At 62.6% G+C, this 20,341-nt stretch carries 22 protein-coding genes; 13 read left to right on the top strand and 9 right to left on the bottom strand.

The window, feature by feature from the left end:
- The first annotated feature begins 143 nt into the window (after positions 1-143).
- Positions 144-566 (top strand): universal stress protein, encoded by a 423-nt coding sequence (locus NMAG_RS05360; RefSeq protein ID WP_012996463.1) that lies wholly within the window; start codon positions 144-146, stop codon positions 564-566.
- A gap of 137 nt (positions 567-703) precedes the next feature.
- Positions 704-1,972, top strand: coding sequence for an ArsA family ATPase (locus tag NMAG_RS05365; protein WP_004216983.1), 1,269 nt, complete (start codon positions 704-706; stop codon positions 1,970-1,972).
- A 182-nt stretch (positions 1,973-2,154) separates the two neighbouring features.
- On the opposite strand, the gene NMAG_RS05370 is transcribed toward NMAG_RS05365, so the two are convergent.
- Positions 2,155-2,652 (bottom strand): universal stress protein, encoded by a 498-nt coding sequence (locus NMAG_RS05370; RefSeq protein ID WP_004216984.1) that lies wholly within the window; start codon positions 2,650-2,652, stop codon positions 2,155-2,157.
- 252 nt (positions 2,653-2,904) lie between these two features.
- On the opposite strand from NMAG_RS05370, the gene NMAG_RS05375 reads away from it, so the two are divergent.
- Together NMAG_RS05375 and NMAG_RS05380 are read left to right on the top strand one after the other, a co-directional pair.
- Complete coding sequence (locus NMAG_RS05375; protein WP_012996465.1) at positions 2,905-4,887, top strand: SLC13 family permease; 1,983 nt, start codon at positions 2,905-2,907, stop codon at positions 4,885-4,887.
- A 362-nt stretch (positions 4,888-5,249) separates the two neighbouring features.
- Positions 5,250-5,477 carry a hypothetical protein gene (locus tag NMAG_RS05380; RefSeq protein WP_004216987.1) on the top strand — a complete coding sequence of 76 codons (228 nt, stop codon included), beginning with the start codon at positions 5,250-5,252 and terminating at the stop codon, positions 5,475-5,477.
- 45 nt (positions 5,478-5,522) lie between these two features.
- Here NMAG_RS05380 and NMAG_RS05385 read toward each other — a convergent pair whose 3' ends face one another.
- The 4 genes from NMAG_RS05385 to NMAG_RS05400 all read right to left on the bottom strand — a co-directional run bounded on the left by NMAG_RS05385 (position 5,523) and on the right by NMAG_RS05400 (position 9,242).
- Complete coding sequence (locus NMAG_RS05385) at positions 5,523-6,152, bottom strand: hypothetical protein (RefSeq protein ID WP_004216990.1); 630 nt, start codon at positions 6,150-6,152, stop codon at positions 5,523-5,525.
- 52 nt (positions 6,153-6,204) lie between these two features.
- Positions 6,205-7,221, bottom strand: coding sequence for an SDR family oxidoreductase (locus NMAG_RS05390; protein WP_004216991.1), 1,017 nt, complete (start codon positions 7,219-7,221; stop codon positions 6,205-6,207).
- 95 nt (positions 7,222-7,316) lie between these two features.
- Entirely contained in the window at positions 7,317-8,165 is an 849-nt protein-coding gene (locus NMAG_RS05395) for an endonuclease V (RefSeq protein ID WP_004216992.1), read from the bottom strand.
- Between the two features lie 117 nt (positions 8,166-8,282).
- The gene (locus NMAG_RS05400; RefSeq protein WP_012996466.1) at positions 8,283-9,242 is read right to left on the bottom strand and encodes a rhomboid family intramembrane serine protease; all 960 of its coding nucleotides are present in this window, start codon (positions 9,240-9,242) and stop codon (positions 8,283-8,285) included.
- A gap of 210 nt (positions 9,243-9,452) precedes the next feature.
- Here NMAG_RS05400 and NMAG_RS05405 point away from each other — a divergent pair, with 210 nt between their 5' ends.
- From NMAG_RS05405 to NMAG_RS05435, 7 genes are all read left to right on the top strand, one after another.
- Entirely contained in the window at positions 9,453-10,673 is a 1,221-nt protein-coding gene (locus NMAG_RS05405) for a hypothetical protein (RefSeq protein ID WP_004216996.1), read from the top strand.
- Entirely contained in the window at positions 10,673-11,038 is a 366-nt protein-coding gene (locus tag NMAG_RS05410) for a response regulator transcription factor (protein WP_004216997.1), read from the top strand. The genes NMAG_RS05405 and NMAG_RS05410 overlap by 1 nt, the downstream gene beginning before the upstream one ends.
- 17 nt (positions 11,039-11,055) lie before the next feature.
- The gene (locus tag NMAG_RS05415) at positions 11,056-12,132 is read left to right on the top strand and encodes a HEAT repeat domain-containing protein (protein WP_004216998.1); all 1,077 of its coding nucleotides are present in this window, start codon (positions 11,056-11,058) and stop codon (positions 12,130-12,132) included.
- A complete protein-coding gene (locus tag NMAG_RS05420) occupies positions 12,123-13,523 on the top strand; it encodes a glycosyltransferase family 2 protein (RefSeq protein WP_004216999.1) in 1,401 nt (466 codons plus the stop codon). The genes NMAG_RS05415 and NMAG_RS05420 overlap by 10 nt, the downstream gene beginning before the upstream one ends.
- 125 nt (positions 13,524-13,648) lie before the next feature.
- Positions 13,649-14,089 carry a DUF5788 family protein gene (locus tag NMAG_RS05425; RefSeq protein WP_004217000.1) on the top strand — a complete coding sequence of 147 codons (441 nt, stop codon included), beginning with the start codon at positions 13,649-13,651 and terminating at the stop codon, positions 14,087-14,089.
- A gap of 5 nt (positions 14,090-14,094) precedes the next feature.
- Positions 14,095-15,846 carry a DNA polymerase/3'-5' exonuclease PolX gene (gene polX, locus NMAG_RS05430; RefSeq protein WP_004217001.1) on the top strand — a complete coding sequence of 584 codons (1,752 nt, stop codon included), beginning with the start codon at positions 14,095-14,097 and terminating at the stop codon, positions 15,844-15,846.
- A gap of 27 nt (positions 15,847-15,873) precedes the next feature.
- Positions 15,874-16,368 carry a Mut7-C RNAse domain-containing protein gene (locus NMAG_RS05435; protein ID WP_012996469.1) on the top strand — a complete coding sequence of 165 codons (495 nt, stop codon included), beginning with the start codon at positions 15,874-15,876 and terminating at the stop codon, positions 16,366-16,368.
- A 648-nt stretch (positions 16,369-17,016) separates the two neighbouring features.
- Here NMAG_RS05435 and NMAG_RS05440 read toward each other — a convergent pair.
- The gene (locus NMAG_RS05440) at positions 17,017-17,769 is read right to left on the bottom strand and encodes a PHP-associated domain-containing protein (RefSeq protein ID WP_049916407.1); all 753 of its coding nucleotides are present in this window, start codon (positions 17,767-17,769) and stop codon (positions 17,017-17,019) included.
- Between the two features lie 150 nt (positions 17,770-17,919).
- Between NMAG_RS05440 and NMAG_RS05445 the strand changes: the two genes are divergently transcribed.
- The gene (locus NMAG_RS05445; protein WP_004217005.1) at positions 17,920-18,219 is read left to right on the top strand and encodes a DUF7565 family protein; all 300 of its coding nucleotides are present in this window, start codon (positions 17,920-17,922) and stop codon (positions 18,217-18,219) included.
- Positions 18,220-18,302: 83 nt separating this feature from the next.
- On the opposite strand, the gene NMAG_RS05450 is transcribed toward NMAG_RS05445, so the two are convergent.
- On the bottom strand, positions 18,303-18,740 hold the full coding sequence (locus NMAG_RS05450) for a transcription elongation factor Spt5 (protein WP_004217006.1): 438 nt from the start codon (positions 18,738-18,740) through the stop codon (positions 18,303-18,305).
- Complete coding sequence (locus NMAG_RS05455) at positions 18,740-18,919, bottom strand: protein translocase SEC61 complex subunit gamma (protein ID WP_004217007.1); 180 nt, start codon at positions 18,917-18,919, stop codon at positions 18,740-18,742. Before NMAG_RS05455 ends, NMAG_RS05450 begins: the two co-directional genes overlap by 1 nt.
- Before the next feature lie 164 nt (positions 18,920-19,083).
- Between NMAG_RS05455 and NMAG_RS05460 the strand changes: the two genes are divergently transcribed.
- Positions 19,084-19,317, top strand: coding sequence for a hypothetical protein (locus NMAG_RS05460; RefSeq protein WP_012996471.1), 234 nt, complete (start codon positions 19,084-19,086; stop codon positions 19,315-19,317).
- Between the two features lie 32 nt (positions 19,318-19,349).
- Here the strand turns inward: NMAG_RS05460 and NMAG_RS05465 are convergent, their stop codons facing one another.
- Entirely contained in the window at positions 19,350-20,306 is a 957-nt protein-coding gene (locus NMAG_RS05465; RefSeq protein WP_004217017.1) for a TIGR03557 family F420-dependent LLM class oxidoreductase, read from the bottom strand.
- Between the last annotated feature and the right edge of the window lie 35 nt (positions 20,307-20,341).

Consider the following 20,341-nt stretch of genomic DNA (forward strand, 5'->3'; position numbering starts at 1 on the left):
TGGGTGGCAACTCGTTCTCGATGCCGGTCTGCCAGCCAGTGACACTCGGTACTGGTCTGCCAGCCAGTGACACTCGGTACTGGTCAACCAGCCAGTGACACGACGCCTTCACGTTTATGCGCCGTGCCGTCCGAGTTGCCAGTATGATTGACCGCGTGCTCGTCCCCTACGACGGGTCGGAGCCGGCGACTGCCGCACTCGAGTACGCACTCGACGCGCATCCTGAGGCCGACATCACCGTCCTCTACGTCATCCCGATACCGGAACTGGATTTCGAGCGCATCGACGGGCCAGATCTCACGCTGCCAGTCTCGGATCAGGCACGGGAGTACGCAGCCGGGATACTCGAGGAGGCGACGGAACGCGCGACGGCTGCGGACCGGACAATCGATACCGAAATCGCGACGGGTCGACCGGAGCGGCGGATCGTCGAGCGAGCGGGGGAGGGCTACGATTGCATCGTTATCGGGGCTCACGGGCGGCCCCGGGCCTCGCGTGTGTTGCTCGGTAGTGTTGCAGAGCCGGTCGTTCGCCGGGCACCGGTTCCGGTGACGGTGGTTCGATAGCTGAGCTGTACTTGGATCAGGATCGGAATCGGAATCGGAATCGGAATCGGAATCGGAATCGGAATCGAGACCAGCACATAGCTGACCGAGCACACAGGACCGACGAATACTCGTGTGGTCACCCCGAACCGCCTGTCATGAGTGGAATCGACGTCGAAGTCGTCGACGAGGACGACGCGAATACTGCAGCAGACGGCGGGGACGAGGGCGATGGCGAGTCGGACAACACCATCGAGGTCACGCCCACCAGTTCGACCGACTCCGCAGACGTAGAGCCGGACGAAGACCGCACAACCATCGATGTCGAACCGTCCGACGAGCCAATCGACGGCCCCGACTATATCCTCTACGGCGGCAAGGGTGGCGTCGGCAAGACGACCATGGCCGCGGCCACCGCACTCGACAGCGCCCGCGGCGGCACCAGTACGCTCGTCGTCTCGACGGACCCCGCCCACTCCCTCTCTGACACCTTCGAGAGGGACGTCCCCGCAGAACCCGCCCGGCTGCGCGAGGATATCCCACTGTACGGCGCTGAAATTGACCCCGAGGCGGCCGCTGAGCGTGGACAGGCCGTCTTTGGGAGTAACGCGAGTGCAGACTCAGACACTGACCCCGAGTGGGAAGCCAATGGACTCGGCGACGACGGCTTCGGCGGCGACAGCAGCCCCTTCGGCGACGACCAGGGCGGCCTCGGCGGCATCGGCCAACTCCTCGGCGATGACAATCCCATGGACGCCCTCTTCGGCGGTTCCATGCCAGGTGCCGACGAAGCTGCCGCGATGCAGTTGCTACTCGAGTACATGGATGACCCGCGATTCGAGCGCGTCGTCATCGACACCGCGCCGACGGGTCACACCCTTAGACTGCTCCAGTTACCCGAAATCATGGACTCGATGGTCGGGAAAATTCTGCAGTTCCGCCAGCGTATGAGCGGCCTCTTCGAGGGAATGAAGGGGATGTTCGGCGGACAGGACCAGCCGGCAGACCAGACGCCGGATCTCTCCGATCTAGACGAACTCCAGGAGCGGATCGAGCGCCTGCGGGCGGCGCTCCAGGATCCGACACGGACGGACTTCCGGATCGTGATGATTCCCGAGGAGATGAGCGTCTACGAGTCGACGCGGCTGCGCCAGCAGCTTCAGGAGTTCGACATTCCGGTCGGTACGGTCGTCGTCAACCGTGTGATGGAGCCGCTGTCGAACGTAACCGACGACGTGCGCGGCGAGTTCTTACAGCCGAATCTGGACGACTGTGAGTTCTGCCAACGGCGCTGGGATGTCCAGCAGTCCGCCCTTGCTGAGGCACAGGACCTCTTTCGCGGACCGGACGTTCGGCGCGTCCCGCTGTTCGCGGATGAAGTCCGTGGTGAGGGCATGCTCGAGGTCGTGGCGGCCTGTCTGCGATAACGGTGGTCGTTTTCGCTCGCGCTCACGCTCGTCTTCCGCCGCTGGCGGGTTACAGTTACAGTTACAGCCACAGTCGCAGTCGCAATCGCAGCCACAGTCGCAGTCGCAATCGCAGCCACAGTCGCAGTCGCAATCGCAGCCACAGTCGCAGTCGCAATCGCAGCCACAGTCGCAGTCGGAGATTACGACTCCATCTCCGTCACCGGAGCCGTCATCACCGGTCGATCGCTGTCGAGAAGCACCGCCTGCGCGACGCTCCCGAACAGGATTTTCCCCACCGGCGAGCGGTCCTGAACCCCCAGCACGATGAGGTCGCTCTCGTACTCCGTCGCTGCCTCGAGAATCGTCTCGGCCGGGTCACCAGTCGTCTCGTGAACCGTGTGCACGATCGAGGCGGACTCGAGTACCTCGCTTGCGACGCTGACCGACTCCGGAAGTCGATCGAACCGGTCGACGTTTTCGGCCATCTCCTCGGCGTAGGTTTCGGAGAAGCCACCGCCAGCGGCCCACTCCGCATCGGGTCCGGTGACGTCTCCATGGACGTGGAGGATGTCGACGGTAATTGTTGGATCCGCCGAGTCGGCCGGGTGAGAGTCCGCTTGCGGGAGAGTGATGACTGCATGGGCCTGTGCTCGTGCTCGTGAGTCCCGTTTGTCGACAGGGAGTAACACGCGATACATGACCGACCGTTCGACGTACGGTCCTAAAGTGGTTTGCTGCTCATCGATTGGCTCGTCCTGGCTGTCGCCGGTGCGATTAGAATCCTCGTTGGCTCGGTTTAATATCATAATTCTGATAGAACTCTGAGCACCAGTATTGTATGTCAGAAAGGAAATCTGTTCACGCATCGTGACCAAACATGTCAGTTCCGAACATGGCGTGTCAACCCGAATCATCGGTGTTTAATACCCGTACCTGAAATCTGTAGAAAGATGGCGTCTACTCGCAGAGAGAAATATCAAATATATTTACAACAGCTCTGGTCGTCCCTGTGGCGTCTCAACGAGCAGACGAAAGCGTATCTGACGCTCGACGGGCCAGCCATGCTCGCGGACATGGACGACAACCTGCCAGCCGAACACCGCCACGTTCAATCGGCTCCCGGTGACGACGAGCGGGACGTGGCTGACAGCAGTGCCAGTGCCACGAACCGAGAGACAGAACACGACGATGGCGGCGCCGAGACCGTCACCGCTGCCGACAGCCCCGATGGTAACGGTAACGGGGACGGGGGCGGGGGCGGGGACGGGAACGGAAGTGGAAACGGAGACGGCGGCAAGTCACCCTTCGACGTCGACGCGAGCTACGGGCTCCGGCAGAAGGTCGGTTTCGTCCTCGGCCCACTGCTGTTTGCCCTCCTGTTTCTCTCGCCGACACCCGAGGGACTGACGCCCGAAGGACAGGCAGTTGCAGCCGTCACCGCGTGGATCGCCGTCTGGTGGATGTCCGAGGCGATTCCGATCCCGGCTACCTCGTTGCTGCCGCTCGTCCTCTTTCCGTTGACGGGTGCACTCCCGGTCGAAGCGACAGCGCCCTCCTACGCCCATCCGCTCATCTTCCTCTTCATGGGTGGATTCTTCCTCGCGATGGCGATGCAGCGGTGGGGCCTCCATCGACGGATCGCTCTCCGAACGATCAAGGCCGTCGGCACGGAGCCCTCGCGACTCATCCTCGGGTTCATGCTTGCCACGGCGTTCCTCTCGATGTGGGTCTCGAACAGCGCGACCGTCATGATGATGGTTCCGATCGCGCTCGCGGTGATCTATCAGACCGCGGATCTGGTCGACGAGACCGGCCTTTCGATCGACACCAGCGAGGGGAACTTCTCCTTCGGCGTCGCACTCATGCTCTGTATCGCCTACGGGGCCTCCGTCGGCGGTGTCGCGACACTCATCGGGACGCCACCGAACATCCTCTTTGCCGGTCAGGCCGGCGAACTGTTCGACACGACGATCGGATTCGCCGAGTGGATGCTCTACGGCGTTCCGATCGCGATTATTGGGCTCGCGACGGTCTACCTCTACGTGACTCGCGTCGCTATCGCCCCGGAGTTCGATGACCTCCCGATCGGTGCGGACACGATCGACCGCGAACTCGAAGCACTCGGTGCGACGAGTCGCCAAGAGAAACTCGTGCTCGTCGTCTTCGTCGGGATGGCCGCCGCCTGGATCGGTGCCAGTCTGATCGACCAGTTCGATCAGTTCCCCGTCGCAGAACCGGATCTCGCCATCATCGGAACACTCGTCCTGTTCCTGACGTCGCTGCTGGCAACGGTGCTCGATCCGATCCTGGCGCTTCCGATTCCCGACGATGTCGACACGATCGTCGCTATCGGTGGCGCGCTCGTGCTCTTTACGCTGCCGACGACGACCGACGACGGCGGCCACACCTTCCTGCTCGACTGGACCCACGGCGTCGACATTCCGTGGGGCGTCATCCTCCTGTTCGGTGGCGGCCTCGCCATCGCCGCCGGTTTCGGTGAAACCGGCCTCGCTGCCTGGATCGGTCAACAACTCGCGCTCCTCGAGGGCGTCCCGATGATCGTCATCTTGCTCGCCGTGGTCACGATGACCGTCTTCCTCACGGAAGTCACCTCGAACACGGCCACGACGGCGATGCTCATGCCGATTCTCGCCGGCGTCGCGGTCGGAATCGGCGTCCACCCGTACGGACTGATGATCGCGGGCGCAACTGCTGCCTCGTTCGCGTTCATGCTCCCGGTCGCGACACCGCCGAACGCCATCGTCTTCGGCAGCGGGTACATCACGCTCCCACAGATGGCCCGCGTCGGTGCAGGACTCAACGTGATCGGAATCGCGTTGATTACACTCGTCGCCCTCCTCTGGTTGCCAGTCGCCTGGGGAATCGACCTCACGTCAATTCCGACGGCGTTCGTCGAGGCCTGGGACGGCTAAGCCGGGCTCCGCCACTTCGCGACGTGTCCCCTCACGCCGTGTCCGGAACCGGTGTCCATGCTCCCCGCTGTTCGCTCACCGACTCCCCGTCGACTCACATCGTTCCCACCGATTGGGAATCGGCTCGCGTCTTGATTGTCGAACTCGATAACGGAGACAACGAGGATGGCGCTGCCGACTTCGATTCGAGACAACCGCTCGACCCCGGTATACCAGGACGCTGATACAGTTCGTCACTCAGCGCCCATCGACGCTGTGCACACAAACACACCCCACAGAACAGCAGCGTCCGCCACTGCCGACTCGCCCGCTGCGCTTTCCACCGGCCCTCTCACCCAAACGCCCCTCTGCTCACACCACCAATGACTCGACTCTCGTCACAGGACCGATCGATTCTCGCCGCACTCGACAGCGCACAGCCGGCGACCGTCGCCGAACTCGCGGACGTACTCGAGTCGAGGCCACATCCGATGACGGTCGAGCGTCGCTGCCGGGCGTTACAACAGGCGGGATATCTGAACCGCGGACCGGGTGGCGCGTATCGGTTGACGAGAGCGGGTGCGTCGACGCGGCAGACAGCTGCGGATTGAACGGGCTGGCTCGAGAGTGTCTTCTGCGGTCTCGTTCCGTGTTGGTCAAGTGTCGGTGGTCTCGGCTTCGAGGTCAGCGTCAGCCGTGGTCTTGGTCGCAAGATCGGTCTGCGAATCACTGTCTGTAGTGGTGCTCCCGTCGACCTCGGAGAAAGCTTCACGCCAGTTCCCAGATTCGATTTCTTCCGCCTCGATAGCGTCCGGCAACTGAAGTTCCGCAGCTGCACACGCGAGGCAATAGTGGTTGTGTCCCACGGAATCGGTGTATACCGGCACGCCCGCGAGTGCGAATTCGGTTCGGTAGCGACGAACCATTCCCTTCTCGATCGGTGACTGACAGGCGACACAGCGTTCGGTGCAGTCTTCCTCGGGGCGAATCACGCGCTGGTCGACGGACTGGACGCGGCCGAACGTCGAGAGTGAGTGACGCCGACTAAGCCGGCGACGGAGGCGTGGGTTGACGAAGATACCGAGCGCGACAAAAACGAACGAAACCGCCAGCATGAGCGCAGTCAACAGCGCCTCCATACCGGCCAATCCGTCTCCGATAGCGTTCAGAGAGACCGTAACCGCAGCGAAAAGTCCGAGACCGATCAGGAGCCAGCCGACGATGCCGTAGAGGAGTTCAGAGACGGTGTCAGCGAGTGCAACGACGGCGCTGTTCGAATCAGACATCCGGGTTCTGTGGTCGTTCTACGTGTTCACTCGTCGTAACTCTGACGAAAACTCACACCAGCCGCTGAATGAGTCCGTACGCCGCATCGCGCAGTCGATCCGGCAGGAAGCGGGCGTAGACACCGTACTGAGCGATCGGCCCGACCGGGTACCGAGCCGGCGGTTCCGGCGTCGACGCCGCGTCGAGAATCGCCGCCGCAACGTCCTTCGGTTCCGAGGCGAACGGGCCACCGGCACCGCTACCGATCAATTCCGCCTCGTCGAGCAACTCGTACAGTGTCTCGTAAGCTGGCGTCCGCTCGTCTTCCGGTAATTCCTCGTCCAGACGCTCGGAGAAGTTCGTCTGCACCGGCCCGGGTTCGATCAGCGTCACCTGAATATCGAATCCCTCAACCTCTGCACGAAGCGAGTCGGTCATCGCCTCGAGTGCATGCTTCGAGCCAGCGTAGGATCCCATCCCCGGCACCGAGATGCGGCCGACAACACTCGAGACGTTGATGATTCGACCCTCGCCCTGAGCGCGCATGTGTGGAAGTGCGGCGCGAGTGAGTCGGTGTGGACCGTAGACGTTCACGTCGAACTGGCGGTGGAGGTCCGCCGTGGAGACGTCCTCGAGTGGCCCCGTCTGTGCGTAGCCGGCGTTGTTGACGAGGCAGTCGATTGCGCCGCCGATCTCGACGGTTTGCTCGACGGCCCTGGCGACCTGTTCGGGGTCGGTGACGTCGAGTTCGAGTGTCGTACAGCCGGCCTCTGCGAGCTCGGCGATGTCGTCGGTGTTGCGGGCGGTCGCGACGACCTGCCAGTCGCGCTGGAGAAATGCGAGTGCGGTCGCGCGACCGATCCCGGAGGAGCAGCCGGTGATCAGGACGCACTGTTTGCGGGTGTAGCGGTCGTCGGCTGTGGTTGTGCCGGTCTTCGGATCCGTTTCCGTTTCTGTTTCCGTCTCCGTCTCTGGATCCGTCTGTGCACCCGTGTTCGTGCGCGTATCCGTCTCCCGATTCGTGTCGGCGCTATCGGCCCCGACCCCGTCGGAGTCCGCGGGACGATCGGCTTCCTCAGCGGTGGCCATACGTGACCCGTTCGTGAGACGATACCTAAGTATCGACGGTTTGTCGCGCTACGTGGAAGTTCCGGATCGTGTGACTGTCAGGATGCCTCCGCAACTCAATCGAGGAACTCGCGTTTGGCCTCGCTGGCATACTGATCCGCCAATCGAACCGGCTCTGGCAACTTGTAGGAGCCCGCGAGCCCGAGCACAAGGTCGGCAGCCGTCTCCGGACCGACGCGATGGCCGGGGCTCACGTACAGCGGGTTGATGTACCGGTTCGGCGAGTCGTACTGGCGCGTCTGCACCGCGTAGCCGAGCAGCGTTCCCGCGGGCGCGTCGACTGAGTCATCGGCCTCGATGGCGACGCGCGTGCCTGCAGAGAGATTGTCGGTGTCGCCCTGGAGACGACCACAGAGCAGACTCTTCGCGACTCCGATGCTCGGCACGTCACGAACGACCCCGATGTGCGTCGCAATGCCCGCCTGTCGGAAGTGGATGCGTCCGCTCCCGTCGAACAAGAAGAGATCGGGTTCGACTGTGAGGGACTCGAGTGCAGCCAGAATTGCGCCACCTTCACGAAACGAGAGGAGACCGGGGATGTAGGGGGTTTTGAGGTCGGTGACGGCGTGGACGCGTTCGACCACTTCGCCGCCGCGCATGGCAACGACGGCGCTCAGGGCGCGGTCCTGATCGCCTGCCTCGTTGGTGAGAAACGATTGGTCGACGCCGACGACGGTGGGCTGGGAAGCGTTTGGAGAGTCGGCAGCGGAGTCAGTGTCTGTCGTCGCTGTCGCAGCGCTCGCAGCGAGCGGGTTGGTCAGCGGTTCGGGATCGAATCCGAACTCGTCTTCGAACACTGCAGCGCCGGCGATGTCGCGCTGCAGCGCTTCCATCTCCGCGTGGCCGAGGGACGGATCGGGTGCGAGGTCGGGGCGCGGTTGTGATTCGGAGCGAGGTGAAGTCATTGATACGGGTTGGTACGGTCGGACGAAAATAGGCGTTGGGTTGGCTGCTGGATGCTGAAGGCGACACCTGGAGTTGGGTAGCAGTGTGAGAACGGGTTTCGGGTGACGGTCGGTGAGTTAGAAGCGACGCCGTCCGCCGGGGCCGCCTGGGCCACCGGGACCGCCTGGGCCACCCGGTCCACCGCCACCGAGTTGGAACTGATTCGCGGTGCGGACGTTCTTCGTTCGTTTAATGTATGCGCCGTAGGCCAGTCCGATGACGAGGCCGACAAGGTGGGCTGCGTGAGCGATGCCACCGGCACCGCCCGCGCCAGTGCCGATGAGGCCGACGCTGATGAGCGCCGTCCCCACCGCGAGCATCCAGAGCCGAACGGGGACGATCATGTAGAGGTAGACGGTGAGGTTCGGGTTCAGGATGGTGAGCACGCCCATGATCGCGAGGGCTGCCCCGCTGGCTCCGAGGACGCCGCCGCCTCCGGGGAGCACCGGCCCCTGGTAGATCTGGATAGCGACCTGACTCAGGCCGGCGATGGCACCGCTGACGAGGAACAGAATGAGGAAGTTCCGCGACCCGATGTATCGCTCGACGAGCGGACCGAAGAAGAATATCACGATGGCGTTGAACGCGATGTGAACGATGCCGCCGTGGGCGAAGATCGAGGTCACCCAGGTCCAGACGTACTCCGGGTTCTGCGGGGTCAACACGAACAGCGAGCGCTGGAGACTGGCGGAACCAAACGTGCCGACGAGCAACTGCGCGAAGAACGTGATCCCCATGAGCGCGAGAATCGTGTAGGTCATGTTCCCGCGGAAGTACGCGAGCGGTCCGCCGGGGCCAGTGTCGATCGGCACTTTGTCGGCGATGCTCGCCGTTTTCGACGTGCTCCCGCTTGCGCTCCCGCTGTTGACACCCTCGTCGAAGCCGCTATCGAAGACACCGCTCGGATCGTTCCAGTTTTGCAGTCCGGAACAGTCGTGGTTCTCCGGCAACCGATGGTCGGCACAGTAGGTTCCCCCGCAGTGCCGACAGTTGTACGGCATGCTTTCGTCCTTCCGACACACGTCGCACTTGGCCATTGCCGGGGGGTATGTGCGGCGTCGCTAAGGGGTTTGGGGTTCCGGGGTTTCGACGTTTCGGGATTCCGGCGCTCCGTTCGTCGACTACATCTCGACCCGCTTCCCACTCCCCGCGGTTACCGGTCCATCCCCGTTACTTTCTATGATATTCTTTCACTCGTGACCTTGCTCGGATTTATGTCTGTCCGTGTTGACCTCTCTGTCGACTGTATGACCGATATTGGGTCCGAGTCCGCTTCTCCGTCACCAGTTGCGGACGACAACGATGACGATGCGAGGGCCGACGACACGGGCGACGACGGAGACGGAGACGGAGATGGAGACGGCGGTTCCAGTACCAACCAAAACGGATCCAGAGACGAGTTTGCGACACTCAGCTACGAGTTTCGGCGACACCTGGCGGTCGTCTACGGCAACTCAGAACTTCTCCTCGAGGAAGCCTTCGGCTCACTCACACCAGATCAGCAAGCGGCACTCGAGGAGATCATCGTGAACACCAGCGAACTGACCGCGCTCACGGCGCACGCGTTCGAGACGAACGATATCGAGGACGCGGTCGACCGCACCGATGCTCTCCCGGAGTCGACCGGCACGGACGAGTCGACACTGGCCGACCCCGACGAATTCGACCCGATCGTGCTGGCGTTCCAGAGCGAACCGTTCGCCGAACTCGTCGCCGAGCAACTCGAGTTGGCTGGCCACGAGGCGGCGCTGGTCGACGGTATCGACGAGAGCGCTGGTCTGGATACCCCATACCATCTCGTCGTCGACTGCGGGTTCCCGACGACGGAGATCGTCGAGCGGCTCGCAGCGCTCGCCCAGCCGACGAACGGACAGCGGTCGATAACGCTCGCGTCGACCGTCGATCCGGTGGTGGAGATGGAAGAAACAGCGAGAGAGCGTGCAGGAACGAAACCGGGAGCAAGATCAGCTGCAGGCACTGGCGCGACCGTCGGAGTCGCCGGTCCACTACTCGGGATCGACGGCATCCTCGACCCGGCAGCGAGTCGCTCGACTGTCGCCGAACTGGTCGCGGACGAGCTGGTACACACGGTTGATACCCCCTCGATTTCGACGGTTCATGTCGCCGGCGACGAGACGGAGGCACTCGCATCGTCGCTCGCAGAGCAGTCGTACACTGTCCAGCGCCAGACGACGGCGACGCTTCCGGAGCTCAACCCCGATGGAGACTCGTGTCTCTTCCTCGGGACGGACGTTTTCGACCGGTGTGACGCGCTCACACTCTCGCGATTCCGTTCGCCGGCCGACACGTCACAGCGTCCGATCCCAATCATCGCAGTTGCCGAAACCCCGTTCGCTGACCGGTCGTGGATACCGACCTGCGGCGCGGACCTCTTCGCACACAAACCAGTTACTGCCACAGAGTTCGCGGCCGAACTGCTGTGTTCGCTACCGGATGGTGATGGCTGATGCAAGTGCTCGTTGCTGAAGACGACGAGCACATCAACGAGATGCTTGTCTACCGGCTCGAGACCGCTGGCTACGATGTCATCTCCTTCCAGAACGGAGACGAGTGCTGGGAGTACCTCAAAGATACTGACGAGCCGCCGGACGCCCTGCTCCTCGACGTGATGATGCCCGGCATGGACGGCTTCGACGTTCTCAGACGGCTCCGTGAGTACGACTTCGACCCGGAACCCGCCGTCATCATCGTCTCCGGCCGTGGCCTGGAGCAAGACGTCCTGACCGGCTTCGATCTTGGTGTTGACGACTACGTCACGAAACCGTTCAGCCCCTCCGAAGTGGTTGCTCGACTCCGGCGGATACTCCAGTAATACCTCATTCCCACACGATGAACGGACTTCTCTGGACAGTGTTCGTCGTTATCGCCGTGGTAACGGTGTTCGTCGGATTCCTCACGCTTTCGCTATCGGTCTTTCTGTTCTGGTTCGATGGCAGGCGGACGGCTGCTCGCGCGGAAATCGCACCGGCGATACTGACACGTCTCGACCAGGACGACCCGGAGTGGGACGGCTGGTACCGAGAACTGTCATTGATCGAGCGCTACGTTGCCCGCCAGGTGGTGGCGAGCTATCTGCGACGCATTCGTGGCCATGAACGGGCGCAACTCGTTCGATTTGCGGAGGACGTGGGGATCGTCGATCACGCCCGCTCGTTGCTCGGCAATCCGTTGCTGTTCAACCGGCTGCGCGGACTCGTCTGGCTCACGCTACTCGAGTATCCGGTGTCGATCGAGCGGTTGCGAGCGACGAGTACGTCGCACCCTGAAACCAGAGCTGCGGCGGCGCGGTTGCTCGCCGTTAGCGACGCACCGGAGGCGAGCCAGAACGGGACGGCGTTGCTCTGCTGGTCGGGTGAGGACCGGCTGTCGACGTTCGGACTGGATACCCTCTATCAGCTCAACAACACCGACGCGACGGCGCTGTTGACGCTGACTGCCACGGACGGCGTCTGGTGGGACGAGGGCCTGTTGGTGCAGGCGCTGACGACGCTTGGCTACTGCCAGTCGACGCAGGAACTCGCGCAGTTCGAGTGGCTCTTGCCGTTGCTCGAGCACGACTCGCCGCGCGTTCGGTCGGCGACGCTGATTGCCCTCGGTCAGCACGGCTGGCGCTGGCGGCTGCGCGACCGTATCGACGTGGAGCGGGCACTCACTGATCCGGAGCCGCAGGTGCGAACGGCGGCGTACGACCTGTTCAGTCGTTGGGGCGATTCGGACTCGATCGAGTGGCTGCAGTATGGTGTCGTGTCGGATCCCGACGAGCGTTCGCGGCTGGCCGCCGTGCGTTTTCTGAATCGTTCCGGGACGTCGCTACCTGAGGCCACCGACGACGCCGTCGTCCGAACGATCGACTGGGTTCGCGCCGAACACGCCACACAGCGGCGGGTGACGACCGGATGGACGTAGCGGTCGAAGCCGTTGTCTGGCTCATCAGCTGGTTCTTCCTCGCGTACTTCGCACTGGTAAACGGCAGCTATCTGTTCGTCCACCTGGTTTCGATTGTCACCCTCCAGCGTGGGATCCGTGACTGGCTGCTCGACCCCGTCTATCACCCCCATAACTCGCCGTTTCTGCCGGGCATTGCGGTCATCGTCCCGGCGTACAACGAGGAAGTAACCATCGTGGACACCGTCCAGTCGCTACTCAATCTCGAGTACAGCAACCACGAGATCGTCGTCGTCAACGACGGGTCGCGAGACGAGACACTCGAGCAACTCATCTCGACGTTCGAACTCGAGCCGGTCGGCGAGGACGTTCCGTTCGATCTGCCCTGCGAGACGGTTCACGAGGTCTACCAGTCCTCGCGGGTCGATCTCGTCGTTATCGACAAGGACAACGGCGGGAAGGCAGACGCGCTCAACGCGGGCGTGTTCTTCACGGACCAGCCGTTGTTCTGTGCGATCGACGCGGACAGTATTATCGAGCGGAACGCGCTCCTCGAGGTCGTCCAGCCGTTCCTGCGCGATCCCGAGCGAATGATCGCCTCCGGCGGCGCGGTTCGGGTCGCAAATGGCTGTTCGATTACCCGCGGTGTCATCACCGATATCGGACTCTCGCGAAGCCATCTCGCGAATCTCCAGACCGTCGAGTACCTTCGTGCGTTTCTCTCCGGTCGGATCGGGTTGAGTGGCCTCGGTAGCTTGCTCATTATCTCCGGCGCGTTCGGCCTGTTCAGGACGAGTACAGTCCGCGAGGTCGGCGGCTACTCGACGGAGACGATCACCGAGGACATGGAACTGATCGTCAGACTCCAGAAACACGTTTCGGACGAGAAACATCGAATAACGTTCGTCCCGTACCCAGTCGTCTGGACGGAGGTGCCCGAGCGGCGGGCTGTCCTCGCCCGCCAGCGTGGTCGCTGGTTCAAAGGCATGCTCGAGACGCTCTGGGTACACCGGCGGATGATCGGCAATCCGAAGTATGGGATGGTCGGCCTGTTCGCGCTGCCCTTTTTTCTCTTCGTGGAGGCGCTCGGCCCGCTCATCGAGGGCTTGGGCTATATTATCGTCCCTGCTGCCTTTCTCCTCGGCTACCTGAACGTGCCCTTCTTCGTCGTCTTCCTCGGCGTCGCGGTTGGGGTCGGGACGCTGCTCTCGTGGCTCTCCGTGCTCAACGAGGTTGTGAGCTTCCGCCGATACAGGAATCCGAGAGACATCGCACTCTTGCTGCTCTATGGCCTCCTCGAGCACGTGCCGTTCCGCCAGTGGAAGTCGTTCATCACCTGGGTCGCATTCGTCCAGTATCTCCGTGGCGAGACAAGCTGGGGTGAGATGTCCCGACTCGGTTTTGACCGCTGAGCCGGACGATGGTGCAGTGACGGAAACGGAAACAGCGACGGAGACGGAAACGGCAACGGCAACGGCAACGGAGACGGCGACCGGGACGGTGTACACTTTTGCCCCTCAGTCCCCAACACAGAGGCGTGCAAGAGTTCGAGCGAAAACAACTGCTCGAGCGCGTCGAGCGCGAGGGTGCGACCGTCGGCGCGGACATTCCCGAGACGATCACGGTGCAAGGTGAGGAAATCGACCTTCGCACCTTCGTCTTCGAGATCAAACGCCGTGAGACAGTACCCCCAGGCGAGCGCGACCGCGTCGAGCAGGCGAAACGAAACCTCAGACGAGAGCGCGTCGAGCGCATAGAGCAAATCGAGGACGGTGAGATCCCCCGTACAGAGGGCGAAGAACTCGCCCAGAGCATCATCGGGATCGACCGCGCGCTGAACGCACTCGAGAACCTCGGTCCAACAGACCTAGAGCGCGAACAGCAGGCCAAGCAGGCTGCCGACACGAAACGCTGGATGTCGTTCCTCAAACAGGCGCTTGGCCACGAGGACGACCAGAGCGCGCGGCGGGGGCGGTGATCACAGTGGCGACCAACGCCGAACTCGCCGGCCGCTTCGAGGAGTTCGCCGATTTGCTCGAGGCTGATGACGTAGAGTACAAACCCCGCGCGTATCGCCGGGCTGCCGAGAATATCCGGGCTCATCCCGTTCCGATCGGTGACCGAGTTGCAGACGGCGACGAGGAGATTCTCGACGAAATCGACGGCGTCGGCGACGCGATTTCCGCGAAAATCGTCGAGTACGTCGAGACCGGTGAGATCGAGGAACTCGAGGAACTCAAAGCTGAGTTGCCGATCGACATCGCGGACATCACCCGAATCGAGGGCGTCGGCCCCAAGACGGCCGGCAAGCTGTACCGCGAACTGGGGATCGAAACGCTGGACGATCTCGAGGACGCCGCTGAGGCCGGCGAGATTCAGGAGGTCAAGGGGTTCGGTCCGAAGACGGAAGAAAACATCCGCGACAACATCGAGTTTGCACGCGAGGTCGGCCAGCGTCAGTTGCTCGGCGAGGCTCGCCCACTTGCCGACGACGTGCTCGCCTTTCTCGAGTCGCTCGACGCCGTCGAGCGCTGCGAGGTGGCGGGCTCGATTCGGCGCTGGCGTGAGACCATCGGTGACGTGGACGTGCTCGTCGCGACGAACGAGAACGAGACGGTGGTCGAGGAGTTCGTCGGCTGGAACTCCGTCGACAGCGAAATCGAGTCCGGGCCGGCAAAGGCGAGCGTGCGCATCGGCGAGAGTCGCGTCGACCTCCGCGTGGTCGTCCCCAGCGAGTTCGGCTCCGCACTGCAGTACTTTACGGGAAGCAAGGACCACAACGTCCGACTCCGCAACTACGCCATCGACCGCGGCCTGAAGGTCAACGAGTATGGCGTCTTCGACGTCAGCGACCTCGATGAGGGAGACGAGGGCCAACGCGTCGGCGAGCGTATTGCCGGCGAGACCGAGGACGGGATGTACAACGCACTCGGGCTACCGTGGATTCCGCCGGAACTGCGAACCGACCGCGGTGAGATCACGGCCGCCGAGAACGACGTTCTGCCGGACCTGCTCACACACGAGGACATCCGCGGCGACCTGCACAGCCACACCGAGTGGTCCGACGGCAACACCTCCATCGAGGCGATGGTGGCGGCCGCCGAAGACCGGGGCTACGACTACTTCGGTATTGCAGACCACGCAGAGGGTCCCGGGATCGTCGGCGGCATGGGGCTCTCGGACGCCGAGATTCTGGAGCAAGTCGAGGAAATCCGCGCGGTCGACGATGAGAGCGAGATTACCGTCTTCGCCGGCATCGAGGCAAACGTCGACGCCGAGGGTGAGATTGGTCTCTCCGAGGAGGTCATCGACGCGCTCGACGTTATCGTCGCCTCGACCCACAGCGCACTCGACCAGGACGCCGAGCGAGCGACCAACCGGCTCATCACCGCCGTCGAAAATCCCGCCATCGACGTTCTCGGACACCCCAGCGGGCGCATGCTGAACGAACGCTCCGGCCTCGACTTCAACGCGAGCGCACTCGGTGCGGCCGCCGCCGAGCACGGCACTGCACTCGAGGTCAACGCCAATCCGCGCCGCCTCGACCTCTGGGGCAGCGCCGCCCAGGCCGCAATCGACGAGGGCGCGGTAATCGCCGTCAACACGGACTCCCATCGGCCATCGACACTCGAGTACATGCGCTGGGGCGTCCACACGGCGCGTCGGGGGTGGGCCGAGCCCGAGGCTGTGATTAACACGTGGGAGCTAGCGGAGTTGCAGGCGTTCCTGCACTGAGTGGGCACTACGGCGTTGCTTTCGACCATGCAATTCCTCCTCGACACCATGTGCGGCGGGCTCGTTGCCTACCTTCGGATGTGTGACTACGACACGGTCTACGCGGGTGACCGCGAACCGGTACTCGAGTCCGACGACGACCTGCTCGCCGTCGCGGCGGCAGAAGACCGCACGCTCGTCACGCGAGATACCGAACTCGCAGGCCGCGCGGACGATGCGATTCTGCTGACGGCACTCGAGGTGGAGGAACAACTGGGGGAACTCAGCGAGGCAGGTGTGGAACTCGAACTCGCAGCTGAGCCGTCGTACTGCGGCCGGTGCAACGGGGTACTCGAGCGCGTCGATCCGTCAGCCGAGACGCCCGAGTATGCGCCGGATCCAGTTGCGGACCCAGGCGACGACGATGGTGGCGACGACGAGGACAGCGATACGATGGCCGTCTGGCGCTGTCGTTCGTGTGGACAGTATTTCTGGCGTGGGAGTCACTGGGACCGTGTCGCGCGGACACTGAGCGAGTACTGACGGGTAAAGTACCACGGGTCCGGTGACCCGTGGCGTTCCCAGAGGCGCGTCACGCCCAGAACCGGGCGGTAAAGCGTGTGAATCTTTAATTCCCTTCGCGCTCCCGTTCGGTCGCGTGGAACCAGTAACACCCGAACACGACGTTCGTATCCGTGAAGGTCAGCCACTTTACGATGGCTCGACACCACCAGTCTCACCACGTCTTACCATGTTTCAGTGCGTGGGTTTTGAGAGGTTGGTAACGGCGAGCTCCAGCATAATTCAATTATCTTACCAGTAATAAAACTATGGGTTATGACGAGGGGCGTACGCGATTCACCCACGGGTCGGGTGACCCATGGAACTCTCGCTGTACTCTTTAGAACCCCATCTGGACGAATACGACAGCGAACACGAGGAGCCCGAAAAGAGCGGTGAGTAGGAGCCAGATCGCAACGATGAGTCCTGCTTGCCGCCCCGTCAATTCTTGACCATCCAAGAAATCGAGCCGTTCTCCAAGCATCTCTTTAAGACCCATTTCTGGATGAAACTACCACCGGACGTATTAATCGCAACAGCTGTTTTCAGGTACTGAATCTGGTGTGGATCTCCTATTGCTGCGCTTAGTGTCATCACTGGTCTTTCAGTGGACCAGGACTCGCGCACCGTTCAGTACACCGCAGCATCGTCGAACCGCCCATTGTAGGCGATGTGATCCGGATGCGTCGGCTCCGTCCCCGAGAGAAACAGCCGCTCCGCCTTCTTCCACGTGTTCTCGTAGCCAAGATGGAGTAACTCCGCCGTCGTCGTCTGCCACCGGTCGAGTCCGTTCGAGCGGACAATCTGGCGTGGAGTATCGTTCTCGAACGCCTCACAGAGCTCCGCCTCGGATTCGATCACCGTCTCGAACGCCGTGTGGGCCACACCCACGGAACTCGGCAGGTGCGCATACGACGACGTGAACGGCGGCAACTCGAGTTCGTCCGCCAGCCGGCGCGCCCGTCGATTGTGCGGCGGCAGGTGTTTCGGGTTAAAAGTCTCGATGGCGTCGATCGTCTCGCAGTACTCGCGCAGGTCGGCGGGCGAGAGACTCACGTTCAGGAAGTCCGGATGCGGGGCGAGCACCGTCGCGTCCTGTCGGTCGAACGCTGCCATCGCGGCCTCGAGTGTGATGAAGTCCGGCACCGGCTCCTCGAGTCCGATCGCGAGCACGTGTTTTCGGTCCGACCAGGGACCGGTGAACACCTCACGACCAGGAACGACCAGCAGGTCGTCGTTCGAGTACTGTGTGGCTGTCTCCCGAATCTCTGGCAGCCGTTGGAAGTGCGGTGCGTAGACGATCACGTCGAGTTCCGCTTGCGTGGCGCGCTCGACGACGGTTTCGTCGAGCACCTTCACGTGGCAGTCGACCCGAGACGACACTCCATCACTCACGGCTGCTCGTTTCACGACCGGAGAGTTATGAATTCTGATTCGCCACAGGTCCAGCTACCGGGGTCGAACTCGTCTACTCGGTCACATGTACTACGAAAAGACCATTAGGGCGGCCCGTCCAGTTCGACGCGAAGACGAATGGGAACGGGACTAGCCTGGGAATGCGAAATCGACGGCTGTGGCGAAGTCTTTGGCGACATCGAGTCGGCTGTCACCCATCAGGCGACGGCGCACGACCATCTCGAGTGTGAAATCTGTGATGCGCTCGTTCCCGATGGGTATCTCGCGATCCGCCACACGTTCACGGAACACAGCCGTGCGGAGTACGTCCGCGCGTACGGCGCGAACTCGGCCGATGTGCGCGAGCGAGAGGAATTACTGGAGACAGTTGCGGATGTGGCTGATCCGGAGTCGCTTGGCTCCGACGTTCAGGAGTAGGTGCAATTCACAGCCCGGTACGAACTGTTTGACTGGCTGACTAGTGACTGACAGAGACGCCGTCTCACTCGCTCGTCGGCGTGCTATCGCTCGTCGGAGTCGAGCACGCGGATCTGGTCTCCGCGAACCGTCACCGGAATCGGAACCGTCGCTTCGTAGAGTTCGACCGTCACCTGATCCTTGCCTTCGTCGATGCGCTGAACCTGTGCCTTCTCGCCTTTGAACGGCCCAGCGATGAGTTCGACGATGTCTCCCTCCGCGATCCCCTCGACGTCCGGCTTTGGCGAGAGGAAGTGCTCGACTTCGGAGATGTCGGACTCGCCGGGGACGATGCTGCGCGCGTGGGGGATGTCCTCGAGGACGCGGTTCAGGACGGCGTTACCTTCGGCTTCGACCATCACGTACGAGGTCAGCGAGTCAGGCGCGAGCGCGGCGTGAATCTCTGGCTCTTCGCGATTGATGATCATGTCCGCGACGGTGCGCTCCTGGCTCGCCGTCGTTTTGACAGCGAAGATGCCCATTAGACACCACCACTACCGGTCAGCAACAGCATGATGCCGCCGATGATGAAGCCGATAAATCCGACCAGTAGGATGCCTGCGCCGGCGATCTTCGACACCTGGAGGAACTCCTGGGTGGTGGGTGTCGTCGCCATTTTCAACACCCGAACGTACGAGGTGAGATCGTAGGGAACGTCCATATTTGTCTGTTCACAACGCGGGGACTTTTATCTGTCTTTCGTGTTTTCCGAGAGATCGATCCCGGCTGAACCCGCCTGTACTCGAGTACCGACCGCCGACAACAGCCATCCGACGTTGCACTCGACGGCCGGTCGTCCAAACGGCTTGCGGCTGAAGTCGGAGTATGGCAGAAGACAACACCGATCGAACGGACGAGTACGAATCGGAGCGCAAGGCGGAGATCGAGGACGAACTCGAGCGCATCGACCGCGATCCGGACGAGGTCGACGAGGGGAGTACCGACGTTGGGTCCCAGAGCGCACCGAGGCGGGACGAACGTGGCGAGCAGGACGAACTGGGAGGCGAGGAGGGCGAGGAGGGCGAGGAGGCAGCCGAACGCGAGGAGACTGAAGAGTAGCGAGCCGACTCCTCCTCGAACAGGAGCCCGTCTCACTCGATCTCGGGAATGACTTCCTCCTCGTAGAACTCGACGAACTCGGCCTGATTCGAGCCGATCTGGTGGATCGTGATGTGATCGAAGCCGGCGTCGACGTACTCCTGGATCGTCTCGATATGCGCGTCGGGATCTGGTCCGCAGACCACGAGGTCGGCGATATCCTCCTCGGAAACAACCTCGGTCGCCTGCTGGAAGTGTGCAGGTGTCGCGAGTTCCCAGAGCAGTTCGCCGGGAAGCGCCGCCTGCGGCCAGATTTCGTGGGCGGTTTCGATCGCTTCCTGTTCGTCCTCTGCGTAGCAGACGTCGACCTCGGCGTACCGCGGTTTGTCCTCACCACCGCCGTCTTCGAACGCCTCGACGAGTTCTTCGTCCGGCGCGACGGCGACGAGTCCGTTGCCGATTTCGCCCGCTGCGCGTGCCGTTTTCGGCCCGTCGGCGGCGATCGGAATCGGCGGCAGTTCGTCGGGTAGCGTGTAGAGGCGTGCGTTTTCGACGGTGTAGTACTCACCGCGATAGCTCGTCGTCTCTCCTTCCCAGAGGGTGCGGATGAGGTCGACGGCTTCGCGCAGCATCTCGAGTCGAATCGCGTGTGGCGGCCAGCGATCGCCGAAGACGTGCTCGCTCAAGTTTTCGCCGGTACCGACGCCGAGGAAGAACTGGCCGGGAAGCTGGACGCCAGCCGTCGCGGCTGCCTGTGCGATAAGCCCGGGGTGATATCGGATGATCGGACAGGTGATGGACGTGCCGAGACGGAGGTCGTCAGTCGCCTGCGCGATTGCGCCGATGACGTTCCAGACGAACGGGCTCTCGCCCTGCGTCGAAGTCCAGGGATGAAAGTGGTCCGAGATCATCGCGAACTCGAACGCGGACTGGTCGGCCAGGGTGGCGTACTGGGTGAGGTCGGTCGGGCCGTGCTCCTCGCAGATGAGTTTGTAACCGAGTTGTGTCATGAGTGTGGTTGTGTGAGACGTGATCGATGCTATGA

The organism is Natrialba magadii ATCC 43099 (genome assembly GCF_000025625.1).
Taxonomy (GTDB): Archaea; Halobacteriota; Halobacteria; order Halobacteriales; family Natrialbaceae; genus Natrialba; species Natrialba magadii.